Here is a 14,702-nt window from a genome sequence, read left to right as displayed (position 1 = left end):
CTGTAGGCCGGTGGCTGCATGCCACAATCGAGACATGTTCTGGACCATTCCTACCCTCATGACCTGGGCGCGTATTGCGGCCATTCCCTTGATCGTTGGCGTGTTTTATTTGCCGATCGAGCCCGCCAGCCGTAACCTGATCGCCACCGTGATGTTTGTGGTGTTTGCCGCCACCGACTGGCTCGACGGTTTTCTGGCTCGCAAGCTCAACCAGGTGTCGGCTTTTGGCGCCTTTTTGGACCCGGTGGCCGACAAATTTCTAGTGTGTGCCTGTGTGCTGGTACTGGTACACCTGGGGCGCGCTGACGTGTTTGTTGGGCTGATCATCATTGGCCGCGAGATCGCGATCTCGGCGCTGCGCGAGTGGATGGCGCAGATTGGTGCCTCGCGCAGTGTGGCGGTGCACATGATCGGCAAACTCAAAACCACCGCCCAAATGGTGGCGATCCCGTTCCTGCTCTATGACGGCCTGTTGTTCGGACTCATCGACACCCACCTCTGGGGTGTCTGGTTGATCTGGCTGGCCGCGATCATGACCGTCTGGTCGATGGTCTATTACCTGCAAAAAGCCCTTCCGGAAATCCGCGCCAAGGTCAAGTAAGGAGATCACGTGGCCCAGCACAAAATTGCTGTCATCGCCGGTGACGGCATTGGCCAAGAGGTGATGCCAGAAGGCCTGCGGGTGCTTGAAGCTGCGGCCGACAAGTTTGGCATCCAACTGCAGATGGACCACTTCGATTTCTCCAGCTGGCAGTACTTCGAGCGGCACGGCCAGATGCTGCCTGACGACTGGAAGGATCAAATCGGCGGCCACGACGCGATTTACTTCGGTGCAGTGGGCTGGCCGGAAAAAATCCCAGACCATGTGTCGTTGTGGGGTTCGCTGCTGTTGTTTCGACGAGAGTTTGACCAGTATGTGAACCTGCGCCCGGCGCGCCTGATGCCAGGTATCACCTGCCCGGTGGTGCGGCGTGATGGCAGCGCCCGAGCGCCCGGTGAGATCGACATGGTGATCGTGCGTGAAAACACCGAGGGTGAATACTCCAGCATCGGTGGGCGCATGTTTGCCGGCACCGAGCGCGAAATCGTGATGCAAGAGACGGTGATGTCACGCGTTGGCGTGGACCGGGTGCTCAAGTTTGCGTTTGAGCTGGCCCAATCTCGCCCCAAAAAACACCTGACCAGCGCCACCAAATCCAACGGCATCGCCATCACCATGCCGTACTGGGACGAGCGTGTCGCCGAGATGGCCAAAGCCTACCCAGACGTTACCGTGGACAAGTTCCACATCGACATCCTGACCGCGCATTTTGTCCAGCGGCCAGATTTTTTTGACGTGGTGGTGGGCAGTAACCTGTTTGGCGACATCCTGAGTGACCTGGGCCCAGCCTGCACCGGCACGATTGCGATTGCACCGAGTGCCAACCTCAATCCCGGGCGAACCCACCCCTCGCTGTTTGAGCCGGTGCACGGCTCGGCGCCCGACATTGCCGGCCAGGCCAAGGCCAACCCGATTGGTCAGATCTGGAGTGGCGCGCTGATGCTGGACTTTCTGGGCTACCGCGCAGCGCATGACGCGGTGTTGCAAGCCATCGAACAGGTGCTGGCCCCCGGCAGTGGCGCACCGCGCACGCCCGATCTGGGTGGTTGCGACAAGACTCAGGATCTGGGCCGGGCAATCACTCAGGCGCTGCAGTCTTTGTAGCTACTTGCCCTTCTTGTTTAAGGGCTGGAGCCAATTTGGCCATAAAAAAAGCCACCTACCGGTCACGGCAGGTGGCTTTTCCCTCAGCGGGTTTATTTCAGGTCTTCTGCCAGCACCTTGATGATGCGTTGTGCATCGGCCATGGCGGCTGCAGTGCCGTCGGCGTTTTGCACCGACACCGTGGTGGCATTGCCTTGGCTGAGCACGGCCACGCGGAATTTCGACGGTTGTGCATCCGGTTTGGACTTGCCAAACAGTTTGCCAAAGAAGCCCGGCTCGTCTTTTTCCATGTCGGCGTTGGGGGCCACATAACGCACAAAGTACAGGCCCTTGCTGCGGTCACGGTCTTCCACGGTGAAGTTGGTACGGTCCAGTGACAGACCTACCCGGCGCCAAGCGCGATCAAAACCGTCCGCCAGCTGCACCACGGGTTGTCCACTCACGGTAGTAACTTGGGTGTTTTCCTTGACCACACCGGCTGCCAACAGGGCTTTGGATTGTTCCTCACCCACGCCCAGCTTGACCATCAGGCGGCGCAGGAATTCGGCCTCCAGCTCGGGATCGGCGGCGCGGGGTTGCCACACGGTGCGTTCCTTTTCCTTGCTGTCATACACCTCGACCATACCGCGGTGGCTGATGAAAATTTCGGTGCTGCCGTCGGCACCGCGTTCTAGGCGGGTGCGGAACTTGTCGCGCTCACCGGTGGAGTAGAGCGAATCAAACACCTTGCCCAAGGTGGCGCGGACAAAATCCTGAGGAATCTTGGCGCGGTTTTCGGCCCAGTCGGTTTCCATGATGCCCAGGTTGGCCTGGTCCATCGCGAGCAGGAAACCGTTGTCTTGCCAGAACTCCTTGACCGGCTCCCACAACTTGTCGGCCGGGCGGTTGATCACCAGCCAACGGGTGTCACCTGCGCGCTCGATGCGCACATCACCCAAGGATGCGGTTGCCGTGGGTGTAGCCACCACCGTGTTTTGAGCGAGTTGGTAACTCGATGCGGTCACCGCCGAGCCAGGCACGGTGTAGCGGGTGTCCTTGGAAATCTGTGTCAGGTCAGGCGGGATTTCCAGCGACGGGGTTTTGTTGGTGGTCGCGCTTTTGTAGTCAATCTTTTCACTCTGCAGCATCGAGCAGGCGCCGAGCGCCAGGGTCAGACCGAGCAACACAAATTTTGGGGAATGGTTCACAAAATATCCTTCAGGAAGAGAGGTTGGCAGGGTCAGCTCAGAGCAGGCCCACGGTGCGCAGGGCCGCTTCAACGACAGGTTGGTAACTTGCGCTGAGCTCGGTCAGGGGCAAGCGCAGGGTCGGGCCGCACAGGTTCATGCGGGCCGCAGCCCATTTCACCGGGATCGGGTTGGCCTCCAAAAACAGGTTTTTGTGTAGCGGCATCAGTTTGAACTGAATGGCCATGGCGCGTTTCACGTCACCGGCTGTTGCCGCCATGCACAACTCATGCATCAGGCGGGGTGCCAGGTTGGCGGTGACGCTGATGTTGCCTTGGCCACCACACAACATCAGGGCAACCGCCGTGGCGTCGTCACCTGAGTAGACCGCAAACCCTTGGGGCGCTTCGCGGATCAGCCACTGGGCACGGTCCAGATTGCCGGTGGCTTCCTTGATACCGATGATGCCCGGCAACTGGGCCAGGCGCAGGCTTGTTTCAACCGACATGTCTGCCACCGAGCGGCCCGGCACGTTGTACAGCACCATTGGCAGGTCCACCGCTTCGGCAATCGCCTTGAAGTGCTGGTACAGACCTTCCTGGGTGGGTTTGTTGTAGTAAGGCACGACCTGCAATTGGCAGTCGGCCCCGACTTTTTTGGCAAAACCGGCCAGTTCAATCGCCTCGGCGGTGCAGTTGGAGCCACAACCGGCCATGATCGGCACCCGGCCTGCAGCTTGCTCGACCGAGACGCGGATGACTTCGCAGTTTTCCTGAATACTCACCGTGGGGGATTCACCGGTGGTGCCGACCACACCAATGCAGTCAGTGCCTTCGGCAATGTGCCAGTCGATGAGTTTGCGCAAGGCCGGGTAATCTACCGCGCCGTCTGGCAGCATGGGGGTGATCAGGGCAACGATGCTGCCGGTGATGGGTCGGGATAGAGAGGTCATCTTGCGAGCTGGCTCCAGGGTTATCCCTTTATTCTAGCGAGAGTGGATACCGCGCCAGACCGGCATCCAGGCAAAGGTTTGGCGAGTGATGCGGCGCTGGCCAGCAAGGGAGGCCCTCGGCTCTGCCGGGTGGCAGTAGAAGTTCGACTTTTCAAGAGGTAGTCCATCGTAGAGACTTCCAAGCGTGCGCCGCCAAGCAAACGAAAGGAAGAAACACGATGGACAATTCACAGCTGCCCCTGGTGACGACAACTTCGCGTTTGCCGAAAATTGAGCGCAGTTGAAACAGTACGGCTAGACGGAGAACGTAGGTCCCTGATGGGCGACGAAAGAGATTTTGCACTGCACACCTTTGTATGAGTGTGCTGTAGCTGAGGTGTAAAATCTTGATTTCTTGATCAAAATCAATGACTTATCTAGATATGGAGCGGGTGAAGGGAATCGAACCCTCGTATGAAGCTTGGGAAGCTGCCGTTCTACCATTGAACTACACCCGCTTAGTTGCGTATTTTAACCTGCAAGTACAGAGCGCCCAGGCAAGCCTGTTGATGTGATTTTGAAACAGCACCACACAACCCAGCCAACGCTTGACAGCTCAGCCACCGTGAGACCGACCCGTTGGATCACCTGTTTGGCAATGGTGTTGTCAGTTACTTTTACTTTGACAGCGCAGGCGCAGGCGCAGGAGTTTGCCGCCTGGTCCTTCAAGCGCAGCTTGAACACTTCGGCTTATGGCTACACGCTGGTGCAAGACAACACCGGTGGTGCACTCAGCGCCAAGGTCGAGCGGTTTGAAGTCAGGTCAGGTGACTGTGGCGCGCAAACCGGCTGGTCGGACTGCGACACCGATCGTGAACGTTCCGAGTTGTCTGAAAACGGCAGCGCGCCACCTGGCAGCGAATACTGGTATGGCTGGTATTTTTATTTACCGCCCAACCACCCCAACATCTACCCAGCCAAAGTGGCCTTCGGGCAATTTCACCAGCGCAACAGCAGATCACCCGCGTTCATGTTCCAGAACGACGCAGGGGGTTTGCTGATCGACAAGAATTTTGGCCACAGCACCGAGCGCGTGCCGCTGATCAGTCAGGACGATCTGCTCGGGCGCTGGCATCACATCGAGGTGCATGCCAAATGGGACAAGCTCGACGGGTTTTTCAGGGTCTACGTCAACGGTGACCTCCGATACGAGACCGCTGGCAGCACAACGTCGGGCGCGGGCATCTACTTCAAGTACGGGCTCTACCGATCTTTCCTGTCCCGTTACAAAACACGTTTTGGCACACAGGAGGTACCCACCCAAGTGGTTTTGTTTGCCAAGGTTCGCCGCGCCACCACCCGCCAGAGGCTGCAATAACGCCCATGCACCCGGTTGGCCAACCGGGTTAAACAAGCTCGGTGTTTACTTCAGGATGTCACCAATACACAGGTACTTGATTTCCACATAGTCATCCATGCCGTGGTGTGAGCCTTCACGACCCAGGCCGGACTGTTTGACACCACCAAAGGGCACGTGTTCGGTCGCCAGAATGCCGACATTGGCACCGACCATGCCGTACTCCAGCGCTTCGCTGACGCGCCAGATGCGACCCACGTCCCGAGTGTAGAAGTAGCTGGCCAGGCCAAATTCGGTGGCGTTGGCCGCGTCGATGGCCTCCTGCTCGGTGTTGAACTTGAACACCGGGGCAAACGGGCCAAACGTCTCTTCTCGGGCGCACAACATGTCAGCCGTGGCGTCGGCCACCACAGTGGGCTCGAAAAACTGGCCCGTCAGGCGTTGGCCACCTGCGACCAGTCGGCCACCTTTGGCCAGCGCGTCCTGTACATGGCGCTCCACCTTTTGCAGCGCAGCTTCTTCGATCAGCGGGCCCTGGTTAACACCGTCGTCAAAGCCGTTGCCCACCTTGGCAGTTTTGACCTTGGCCGCAAATTTGGCCACGAATTCGTCGTAGACACCGGCCTGCACATAGATCCGGTTGGAGCAGACACAGGTCTGGCCTGCGTTGCGGTATTTGCTGGCAAAGGCGCCTTCGACTGCACTGTCGATGTCGGCATCATCAAACACGATGAAGGGCGCGTTGCCGCCGAGTTCAAGCGACATCTTCTTGACCGTGGGGGCCGACTGCGCCATCAAAATACGGCCCACTTCGGTGGAGCCGGTGAAGCTGATGTGGCGCACGATGTCGCTGGCACACAAGACCTTGCCCACCGCAATCGAGTTGTCGGCGTCGGCAGTGACCATGTTGAGCACACCGGCCGGGATGCCAGCGCGGATCGCCAGTTCGGTGGCGGCCAGCGCGGTCAAGGGAGTAAGTTCGGCCGGTTTGATGACCACGGTACAACCCGCAGCCAGGGCCGGGGCCACCTTGCGCGTGATCATCGCAATTGGGAAGTTCCAGGGCGTGATCGCAGCGCACACCCCAATCGGTTGGCGCAGGATCAGCAAACGGCGGTTGTTGTCGAACTGGGGCAGGGTTTCGCCGTTGACGCGTTTGGCTTCCTCGGCAAACCATTCCACAAAACTCGCGGCGTAGGCGACTTCACCCTTGGATTCGGGCAGGGGTTTGCCTTGTTCGGCGGTCATGATGCGGCCCAGATCGTCCTGGTTGGCCATGAGCAAATCAAACCATTTGCGCAGGATGATGCTGCGTTCCTTGGCGGTTTTGCTGCGCCAGGCCGGCCAGGCCGCGTTGGCGGCGGCGATGGCGGCTTCGGCATCCAAGGGGCCCAGGTTGGCCACATCGGCCAATTTCTGGCCGGTGGCGGGGTCGAGCACATCAAAGCGGCCGGCACCCGTGACCCAGGTGCCGTTAACCAAGGCGTCCGTCTTGAGCAGGCTGGAGTCTTTGAGCTGGGACAGAGGGGAAAGCGTGGTTGACATGAAAACTCCTGAATCTATAAAAAATATGGCTCTAGCCCTTATTCAATAAGGGTGAATAGCTTCTGAATTGCTAGCGTTTGAGTACCCCCGGCAGCACACACAACATCTCGAACAGCAGGTTGGCGCCCAGCAACGCGGTGTTGCCGGACGTGTCATACGGTGGCGACACCTTGACCAGATCACAGCCCACCATGTTAAGCCCGTGACAGCCGCGGTTGATCTCCAGCGCCTGTGGCAGGCTCAGGCCATCAATCTCCGGTGTGCCGGTATAGGCCGGGTCGATGCCGTCGATGTCAAAACTCGGGTCACACGGGGTGTTGCCAATGTCGAGCGGCACACCAACATACGGGGCGTCTAGCCCTTGCGGCGTTGTGGCGACCGGCAGACGCATCTTGCAGGCGATGCCGCCACAACGCGGCATGGCATTGCCAGACAAGGGCTGGTTTTTGGGAGCGGCTGGGGTCATGGGTAGCTTGTTTTTACTTGGACATTCAGCAGGTAGTGATATGAATGGAATTGCTCTCTGGCCCTTATGAAATAAGGACTAACAGCTATCAATCCAATACCATGGTAGAGACCACAGATAGGCCTAACGCCGCCGCCCACGCAACCACTCCAGCACCAGCAGCAAGCTGGTGGTGAACAGGATCAGCAGTGTGGCCACGGCCGCGATGGTGGGCGAGATGTTTTCGCGGATGCCGGTGAACATCTGGCGCGGCAGGGTGGTTTGTTCGGCCCCGGCCAGGAACAGGGTCACCACCACTTCGTCAAACGAGGTGGCAAAGGCAAATAACGCGCCCGAGATCACGCCTGGCGCAATCACCGGCAGGGTGATGCGCCTGAAGGTGTTGAACGGTGTTTCGCCCAGGCTGAGTGAGGCGCGGATCAGGTTGTCATTGAAGTTGGCCAGCGTGGCCAGCACCGTGGTCAACACAAAGGGTGCGCCCAAGGCGGCATGCACCGCAATCAGCCCGACATAACTGTCGGTCAGGCCCAGCGGCGCGAAGTACAGGTAAGTGGCCACACCGACCACGATGATGGGCACCACCATCGGCGCGATCAGCACCGCCATGAGCAGGCCCTTGAAGCGGAAGTCGGTACGAGCCAGGCCGACGGCGGCCAGTGTGCCCAGCACGGTGGCGATGATGGTGGCCGCAGGTGCCACGATGAAGCTGTTGCGGGTGGCGTTGGCCCATTCGGGCGCGTTGAAGAGGTTTTCATACCAGCGCAGCGACAGACCCGGCATGGGGTAACTCAGGAAGGAGCTGCTGGAAAACGACAGCGGAATGATGGCTAGGATCGGGGCCAGCAGGTAGATGAGCACCGCCACGCAGACCAGGCGCAGCGCCCACCAGCCCAGTTTGTCGGCCAGGGTGTAGTACAGGGGAAATTGGGGCAGCTTGAACATGGGGGTCTTCCGATCGCGGTGCTTTTTATGCCAGGGCCAGGTCGGTCTTGCCCAGACGGCGGTACACACCATAGAGCAGCATGGTGGTGGCCAATAGCAAGGCGCCCAGTGCGCAGGCCATGCCCCAGTTGACTTCCACGTTGGTGTAGCGGGCGATGTAATAACTCAGCATCTGGTCGTCGGCACCACCGAGCAGGGCCGGTGTGATGTAGTAACCAATCGACAGGATGAACACCAGCAGCGCACCTGCACCGACGCCGGGCAGGGTTTGTGGCACATACACCCGCGCGAAGGCGGCCAGCGGCGCACTGCCCAGCGACACGGCGGCGCGCACATAGGTCGGGGGCACACTTTTCATGACGCTGTAGAGCGGCAGGATCATGAAAGGCAGCAGGATATGGGTCATGGAAATGATCACGCCGGTGCGGTTGAACAGCAGCTCCAGCGGCTTGCTGATGACACCGATGTCGATCAAGGCGGTGTTGATCAGCCCTTCGGATTGCAGCAGCACAATCCATGCGGCCACGCGCACCAGGATCGAGGTCCAGAACGGCACCAGCACCACAATCATCAGCAGATTGGCCTGGCGCTCGGGCAGGGTGGAGAGCCAGTAGGCCAGCGGGTAAGCCAGCAGCAAGCACATCACGGTGATGATCAGGCTGACCTGGAAGGTGCGCAGCAAAATGCCGCCGTAGGCGCGTTGTTCTTCGGGCATGCGCGCAAGATCACCCTGGGCATCGCGGCGCAGATCGACCGACGCCAGCAGGTAGTCGGGTGTCCAGCGTGAGCCGTTTTTGGCGATGGCTTGCCAGAATTCTGTTTCTGCCCAGCGCGGGTCTTTGTCCAGCAGTTGTTGGCGCACCGCTTCTGCATCCCCTTCGATCGGCAGGGCCCGGTAGGCGCCCATGATGAGGGAGCGGGCACCGGGCGCTTCGGTGTTGAGGCGGCGCGCCAGGGCGCCCGCGTCCGACGTGTCAGGCAGGTGGGACAGGTCTTTCACCAGCGCGGCATAAGCGCCAGCACTGGGTTGGGATTGCCGGTCCCAGGTGGCCAAGGCCTTCACCGTGGTGGGCAGGGCCTTGGCCACCTCAGGGTTTTCCACCGCGCGCATCAGCAGCGCAGCTATTGGGACCAGCAGCGTCAGCAGCAGAAACACCAGCAAAGGCACCGTCAACGTGAAGGCCCGCCATTTGCGGCGTGACTGTGCACGCGCGAGTGCGGCGCGCAGGTCGCCCAAGGGCGGGTTGGCACTGGTTGGCATCGGCATGGTGGGCTGCTCCTGAGCTGCGGCGGTTTACTGGGTGGCCCAGGCGGCGAAACGTTTTTCCAAAGCCTCGCCCTGGTCAGCCCAGAACGTGGTGTTGAACTGGAGCGAATCCTTGGCGTTTTTGTCCGAGGTGGGCAGGTTGTCAAGCACCTTCTTGTCCAGCTTGGCCAGGGCCTTCTTGTTGGTCGGGCCGTAGGCGATGTTCTGGGCGTACACGGCCTGGTTTTCCGGCTTGGAGGCGTAGGCGATGAACTTGTAGGCAGCGTCCTTTTTGGCCGTGCCCTTGGGGATCACCCAGTAGTCCAGGTCATAAATGCCACCGGGCCAGTAGATCTGCAGGTTGCGGCCTTCGCGGTTGGCGGCGTCGACACGGCCGTTGTAGACGGTCGAGAGAACCACGTCACCGGCTACCAGGAACTGGGGTGCTTGGGCACCGGCTTCCCACCATTGGATGCTGGGTTTGAGTTCGGTCAGCTTCTTGAAGGCACGTTCGGCACCGTCTTTGGTCGCCAGCACCTTGTACACGTCAGCCGGTTTCACGCCGTCGGCCAGCAGGGCAAATTCGAGGTTGTAGCGGGCACCTTTGCGCATGCCGCGTTTGCCGGGGATCTTTTTGGTGTCAAAGAAATCGGCCCAGCTGGTGGGGGCGCTCTTGAGTTTGTCGCCGTTGTAGGCCATCACGGTGGACCAGACAAACACACCCACACCGCACTCGCTGACAGCGGAGGGCAACAGGTCAGCCTTGGGGGCAATCTTGCTGTAGTCGAGTTTTTCGAACAGGCCCTCGTCGCAGCCACGGGCCACGTCGGGGGATTCCACCTCGACCACGTCCCAGGTCACGTTCTTGGTGTCGACCATGGCCTTGATCTTGGCTTGTTCACCGTTGTATTCCACCGCGGTCACCTTGATGCCCTCTTTGGCAATCGGTTCGTAGTAGGCCACTTTCTGGGCATTGGCATTGGCGCCACCGAAGTTCACCACGGTGATGGCTTCTTGCGCGTGCGCCGACAGGGTGAGGCAGGCTGACAGGGATGCCAGTGCGATCAGGCTTTTTTTCATGGGGAACAGTTCCTTTGGGTAGTGGGTGAAGGGCAGGGAGGGAAAACGGAAGTGCCAACAGCTCACACGGCGTAGATGCGGGTGTATTCGGGCGGGAACGCCAGGTACACCGTGCTGCCAGGCTCGGGCGGGTGTTGGGCACAGGGGTGGATCAATGCGAGTTTGACCACCGCCTGGGGCTGCTCGGGCCCCAGCTTGCACAACAGGCGCACGTGGTCACCGTAATAAACGATGTCTACCACATGGGCCGTCAGGCAGTTGGATTGGCTGGGTGCGTCCAGGGACAAGGCAATACGTTCAGGGCGGACACAGGCCTCTACCTTTGCGCCGCTGGTACTCTGGTTGATGTTGAGTCCGCGCAGGCTCACCCCCAGGCCAGTGAGGTGGATGCTGTCGGCATCCTGCCCCAGCGTGCCGCGCAGCACCGTGCTGTCACCCACAAAACCGGCCACAAAGCGGTTGGAGGGGGTCTCGTACAGCGACTGGGCATCGGCCAGCTGCTGGATGATGCCTTCGTTGAACACCGCCACGCGGTCACTCATGGTCAGGGCCTCACCCTGGTCGTGGGTCACGTAGACAAAGGTCACACCCAGCTGGTGGTGCAACTCCTTGAGCTCGATCTGCATGTGTTCACGCAACTGCTTGTCCAGCGCACCCAGCGGCTCGTCCATCAGCACCATTTGCGGGTTGAACACCAGCGCCCGCGCTAGCGCCACTCGTTGTTGCTGGCCGCCCGAGAGCCTGGCCGGCAACCGGTCCCCCATGCCCGAGAGGCGCACCATGTCCAGCGCCTTCTTGACACGCTGTTCCTGCTCGGCCTTGGGCACATCGCGCACCGTGAGCGGGTAGGCCACGTTTTGCGCCACGTTCATGTGGGGAAACAGCGCGTAGTTCTGGAACACCATGCCAAAGTTGCGTTTGTGCGGTGGCGTGCCGGTGATCTGGCGGCCATTCAACAAAATGTCTCCGGCGGTGGGCGACTCAAAACCGGCCAGCATCATCAGGGTGGTGGTCTTGCCGGAACCCGATGGCCCGAGCAGCGATAGAAATTCACCACTCTGGATGTCGAGGTTCAGGTCACGCACCACCAGGGTGCTGCCGTCGTAGGTCTTTTGAATGCCGGAGAAGCGGACCAGGGGTTCGGATAAGGCCATTATTTGCTATTCTTTCAAAAGCACTCTAAGCCCATGAAATAAGGGCTACAAGCTGTTTTATCTATGCAAATAGTGTGCCAGTCAGGCCGTTGCTGCCAGGCAGGCTTCGATGATGTCCAGGCCCTCATTCACGATGGCGTCGCTGGCGGTCAAAGGCACCAGAATACGCACCACATTGCCATACGTGCCGCAGGTCAGCAGGATCAAGCCACGCTTGGTGGCCTCCGCTGCCAGCGCTTTGGCCAGTTCTGCACTGGGTTGGTGCGGATCACCGTCTTTGCACAATTCAAAGGCCACCATCGCACCCAGACCGCGCACGGCGGCAATGCGTTTGTCCTTGGCTGCCATCGCTTCCAGACGCGTCACCAAGTGGGCGCCCATGCTGCGGCTGCGTTCCAGCAAGTTGTCTTTCTCGAACACATCCAGCACCGCCAGGGCGGCGGCGCAGGCGATGGGACTACCGGCGTAGGTGCCACCCAGACCACCGGCAGCCGGGGCGTCCATCACCTCGGCGCGGCCCACTACCCCGGAGATCGGGTAACCACCCGCCATGGACTTGGCCATGGTGATCATGTCGGGTGCCACACCGCTGTGTTCGATGGCAAACCAGGTGCCGGTGCGGCCAGCGCCGGTCTGGATCTCGTCCACAATCATCAGGATGCCGTGTTGATCACACAGGGTACGAACCCGCTGCAAAAAGTCTGTGGGCGCCACATTGAAGCCACCTTCACCTTGCACTGGTTCCACAATGATGGCTGCCACGCGGCTGGCTTCGACATCGTTCTTCAAGATCGATTCAATTGAGGCGATTGAGTCATCCACACTCACGCCGTGGGTTTCGTTAGGGAACTGGGCGTGAAAAATTTCGCCAGGGAAGGGGCCAAAGCCGGTTTTGTACGGTGCCACCTTGCCGGTCAGCCCCAGGGTGAGCAGGGTGCGGCCGTGGTAGCCGCTGGTGAAGGCAATCACCGCGCTGCGTTTGGTGTGTGAGCGGGCGATCTTGATCGCGTTTTCCACGGCCTCGGCACCGGTGGTCAAGAACAGCGTCTTTTTGGCAAAGTCGCCGGGCGCCAGGGCGTTGAAACGTTCGGCCAGTTCCACATACGACTCGTAGGCCAGCACCTGGAAGCAGGTGTGGGTGAACAGGTCGATCTGCGCCTTGACGGCTTCCTTGATCTCGGGGCGACCATGGCCGGTGTTGAGTACCGCAATACCACCGGCAAAGTCGATGTAGCGTGTGCCCTCCACGTCCCAGATTTCGGCGTTCTCGGCCCGCGCAATGAACACTTCGTGGCTTTGACCCACACCACGGGGAATGGCGGCTCTGCGGCGGGCCATCAGGTCGGCATTGGTTTTGAGGGTTTTGGTCAACATACTTCTCCTAAGCAGTGGGTGATTTAGAAAACACAGTTGATGCACTGTAGAGTTGTTGATCTGGATCAACCATATACAGTCAGGCTTATTTTGAGGATGTACTGTGCAGGTCCCGCACACAATACAGTGCAACCCTATGACAAACACACTTGGCACAGGCCGCGCTATTTCCTTTGGATGCACACATTGAACACACCGTATCGGGGCACGAGCCTGGACAATGTGGCCGTCGTCCGCTCACCCAACAGATTGCTCATGTTGACACTGAACCCCCAGAGTTCCACCCCCCTGGTCCTGCAGATCGTGGCAGGTTTTCGCGCTGACATCGAAGACGGCTCACTGCGGCCCGGCTCCAAGGCACCGTCCATCCGCCAGTTTGCCCACGCCCACAATGTGAGTGTGTTCACCGTGGTCGATGCGTATGACCGTCTGGTGGCCCAGGGTTATTTCTCTTCCCGGCCGCATTCGGGTTTTTTTGTCAAGAACCGACCGCTGTCGGTGGCGGCGGTGGCAGGTGACGGCCCGAACTTCAACTTTGATTCGATGTGGTACCTGCGCCGCATTTTTGAGAACCGGGCACTGCGGCTGAAGCCGGGCTGCGGCTGGCTGCCGGGGGACTGGTTGTTTCAGGACGGCGTGCGCCGGGCGCTGCGCAGTCTGGCCACCGAAGAGACGGAGCTCAGTGGTTATGGTGAACCCAAGGGATACCCACCTTTGCGCCAACTGGTGTGTGAGATGTTGGCCGAGCAGGAAATTTCGGTGCCGCCCGAGCAGGTGTTATTGACCCAGGGCTCCAGCCAGGCCATGGACTTGGTGGCGCGCAGACTGATACGCCCGGGCGACGCGGTGCTGGTGGATGACCCGGGTTATCCGAACCTGCTGTTTTCACTGCGGTTCCTGGGCGCGCGCCTGATTGGTGTGCCACGCACACCTAACGGCTACGATCTGGCCGAGTTGGAGCGGCTGGTGGTCGAAGAACAACCCAAGGTGTTTTTCACCCAGCCACGGCTGCACAGCCCGACGGGATCGATTGCCCAGCTCTCGCATCTGCACCGGGTGATGCAGCTGGCTGACAAACACAACTTTCTGGTGGTCGAGAACGACATCTACGCCGATCTGGACCCGGAGCCTCGTCCGTCCCTGGCCAGTCTGGACCAACTCAACCGCGTCATCTACATCAGCAGTTTCTCCAAAACCATTTCACCTAATATCCGGGTCGGTTATGTGGCGGCCAGCCCGGACCTGCTGGAAGATCTGGCCCAGCTCAAGATGATTTCGGGTTTGACCTCCAGCGAGTTCAGTGAACGCCTGGCTCACGGTGCATTGACCGATGGCCGCTGTCGCAAACATGTCAAGGGTCTGCGCGAACGCCTCGCCAAGGCCCATGTGGCCACCGCCTCCCTCTTGCTCAAGGCCGGGTTTGAGATATTTTGTGAACCCAAGGCCGGCATCTTCTTGTGGGCCAGGCATCCAGCGCTGCAGGACTCGGCGGAGCTGGCTTACAAAGCGGCTGAACAGGACATTTTGCTGGGCCCCGGGCACCTGTTCAGCCCGGATTTGCGCACCAGTGCCTGGATACGTTTTAACGTCATTTTTTGTGACGACCCGGCCATCTTCAGCTTTCTGGAGGGCTGCACTCGGTGAACTTGTTTGGCCAGCCAGATGTGGTGTCAAAGCGGGCTTTTTTGCCCACCGCAAAGCCGGTTTTTGGGGTCTGCCTGTGGTAGAGTCCCTAG

The 14,702-nt window shown here is 59.9% G+C and carries 12 protein-coding genes, 1 tRNA gene and 1 pseudogene; 4 read left to right on the top strand and 10 right to left on the bottom strand.

The genetic code is table 11. The annotated features are described in order from the left end of the window. Positions 1 to 34: 34 nt before the first annotated feature. Both pgsA and FDG13_RS10265 read left to right on the top strand, forming a co-directional pair. Positions 35 to 601: a CDP-diacylglycerol--glycerol-3-phosphate 3-phosphatidyltransferase gene (gene pgsA / locus FDG13_RS10270; RefSeq protein ID WP_180127326.1), complete on the top strand. Its 567-nt coding sequence runs from the start codon at positions 35 to 37 to the stop codon at positions 599 to 601. Positions 602 to 610: 9 nt separating this feature from the next. Further along, positions 611 to 1,705, top strand: a complete 1,095-nt coding sequence (locus FDG13_RS10265; RefSeq protein WP_180127324.1) for a tartrate dehydrogenase — start codon at positions 611 to 613, stop codon at positions 1,703 to 1,705. A 92-nt stretch (positions 1,706 to 1,797) separates the two neighbouring features. Here the strand turns inward: FDG13_RS10265 and bamC are convergent, their stop codons facing one another. The 3 genes from bamC to FDG13_RS10250 form a co-directional block, all read right to left on the bottom strand. Then, a complete protein-coding gene (gene bamC, locus FDG13_RS10260; protein WP_180127322.1) occupies positions 1,798 to 2,892 on the bottom strand; it encodes an outer membrane protein assembly factor BamC in 1,095 nt (364 codons plus the stop codon). A gap of 37 nt (positions 2,893 to 2,929) precedes the next feature. Then, the gene (gene dapA / locus FDG13_RS10255; RefSeq protein WP_180127320.1) at positions 2,930 to 3,823 is read right to left on the bottom strand and encodes a 4-hydroxy-tetrahydrodipicolinate synthase; all 894 of its coding nucleotides are present in this window, start codon (positions 3,821 to 3,823) and stop codon (positions 2,930 to 2,932) included. A 423-nt stretch (positions 3,824 to 4,246) separates the two neighbouring features. Next, positions 4,247 to 4,320, bottom strand: a tRNA-Gly gene (locus FDG13_RS10250). Between the two features lie 146 nt (positions 4,321 to 4,466). Between FDG13_RS10250 and FDG13_RS10245 the strand changes: the two genes are divergently transcribed. After that, positions 4,467 to 5,180, top strand: a complete 714-nt coding sequence (locus tag FDG13_RS10245) for a heparin lyase I family protein (protein WP_180127318.1) — start codon at positions 4,467 to 4,469, stop codon at positions 5,178 to 5,180. 45 nt (positions 5,181 to 5,225) lie between these two features. On the opposite strand, the gene FDG13_RS10240 is transcribed toward FDG13_RS10245, so the two are convergent. The 7 genes and pseudogenes from FDG13_RS10240 to gabT all read right to left on the bottom strand — a co-directional run bounded on the left by FDG13_RS10240 (position 5,226) and on the right by gabT (position 12,966). After that, the gene (locus tag FDG13_RS10240; RefSeq protein WP_180127309.1) at positions 5,226 to 6,704 is read right to left on the bottom strand and encodes an NAD-dependent succinate-semialdehyde dehydrogenase; all 1,479 of its coding nucleotides are present in this window, start codon (positions 6,702 to 6,704) and stop codon (positions 5,226 to 5,228) included. Positions 6,705 to 6,774: 70 nt separating this feature from the next. After that, a pseudogene (locus FDG13_RS21105) lies at positions 6,775 to 7,029 on the bottom strand (arginase family protein); the annotation flags it as partial. A 264-nt stretch (positions 7,030 to 7,293) separates the two neighbouring features. After that, a complete protein-coding gene (locus FDG13_RS10230) occupies positions 7,294 to 8,112 on the bottom strand; it encodes an ABC transporter permease (RefSeq protein ID WP_180127305.1) in 819 nt (272 codons plus the stop codon). A 25-nt stretch (positions 8,113 to 8,137) separates the two neighbouring features. After that, positions 8,138 to 9,379 (bottom strand): ABC transporter permease, encoded by a 1,242-nt coding sequence (locus FDG13_RS10225; protein WP_180127303.1) that lies wholly within the window; start codon positions 9,377 to 9,379, stop codon positions 8,138 to 8,140. A gap of 27 nt (positions 9,380 to 9,406) precedes the next feature. Continuing rightward, the gene (locus FDG13_RS10220; protein WP_180127302.1) at positions 9,407 to 10,438 is read right to left on the bottom strand and encodes an ABC transporter substrate-binding protein; all 1,032 of its coding nucleotides are present in this window, start codon (positions 10,436 to 10,438) and stop codon (positions 9,407 to 9,409) included. Positions 10,439 to 10,500: 62 nt separating this feature from the next. Continuing rightward, positions 10,501 to 11,592: an ABC transporter ATP-binding protein gene (locus FDG13_RS10215; RefSeq protein WP_180127300.1), complete on the bottom strand. Its 1,092-nt coding sequence runs from the start codon at positions 11,590 to 11,592 to the stop codon at positions 10,501 to 10,503. Between the two features lie 81 nt (positions 11,593 to 11,673). Beyond that, complete coding sequence (gene gabT, locus FDG13_RS10210) at positions 11,674 to 12,966, bottom strand: 4-aminobutyrate--2-oxoglutarate transaminase (protein WP_180127284.1); 1,293 nt, start codon at positions 12,964 to 12,966, stop codon at positions 11,674 to 11,676. A 255-nt stretch (positions 12,967 to 13,221) separates the two neighbouring features. Between gabT and FDG13_RS10205 the strand changes: the two genes are divergently transcribed. Beyond that, a complete protein-coding gene (locus FDG13_RS10205) occupies positions 13,222 to 14,610 on the top strand; it encodes a PLP-dependent aminotransferase family protein (protein WP_180127281.1) in 1,389 nt (462 codons plus the stop codon). Positions 14,611 to 14,702: the final 92 nt, after the last annotated feature.

It is taken from the genome of Rhodoferax sp. BLA1, assembly GCF_013416775.1.
GTDB lineage: Bacteria > Pseudomonadota > Gammaproteobacteria > Burkholderiales > Burkholderiaceae_C > Rhodoferax.
This window is presented reverse-complemented; position numbering and strand designations above follow the sequence as displayed.

Coding starts and splice junctions, on each gene's coding strand:
- pgsA (WP_180127326.1), top strand. CDS start 35: ATGTTCTGGACCATTCCTACCCTCATGACCTGGGCGCGTATTGCGGCC.
- dapA (WP_180127320.1), bottom strand. CDS start 3,823: ATGACCTCTCTATCCCGACCCATCACCGGCAGCATCGTTGCCCTGATC.
- FDG13_RS10240 (WP_180127309.1), bottom strand. CDS start 6,704: ATGTCAACCACGCTTTCCCCTCTGTCCCAGCTCAAAGACTCCAGCCTG.
- FDG13_RS10230 (WP_180127305.1), bottom strand. CDS start 8,112: ATGTTCAAGCTGCCCCAATTTCCCCTGTACTACACCCTGGCCGACAAA.
- FDG13_RS10225 (WP_180127303.1), bottom strand. CDS start 9,379: ATGCCGATGCCAACCAGTGCCAACCCGCCCTTGGGCGACCTGCGCGCC.
- FDG13_RS10220 (WP_180127302.1), bottom strand. CDS start 10,438: ATGAAAAAAAGCCTGATCGCACTGGCATCCCTGTCAGCCTGCCTCACC.
- FDG13_RS10215 (WP_180127300.1), bottom strand. CDS start 11,592: ATGGCCTTATCCGAACCCCTGGTCCGCTTCTCCGGCATTCAAAAGACC.
- gabT (WP_180127284.1), bottom strand. CDS start 12,966: ATGTTGACCAAAACCCTCAAAACCAATGCCGACCTGATGGCCCGCCGC.
- FDG13_RS10205 (WP_180127281.1), top strand. CDS start 13,222: ATGTTGACACTGAACCCCCAGAGTTCCACCCCCCTGGTCCTGCAGATC.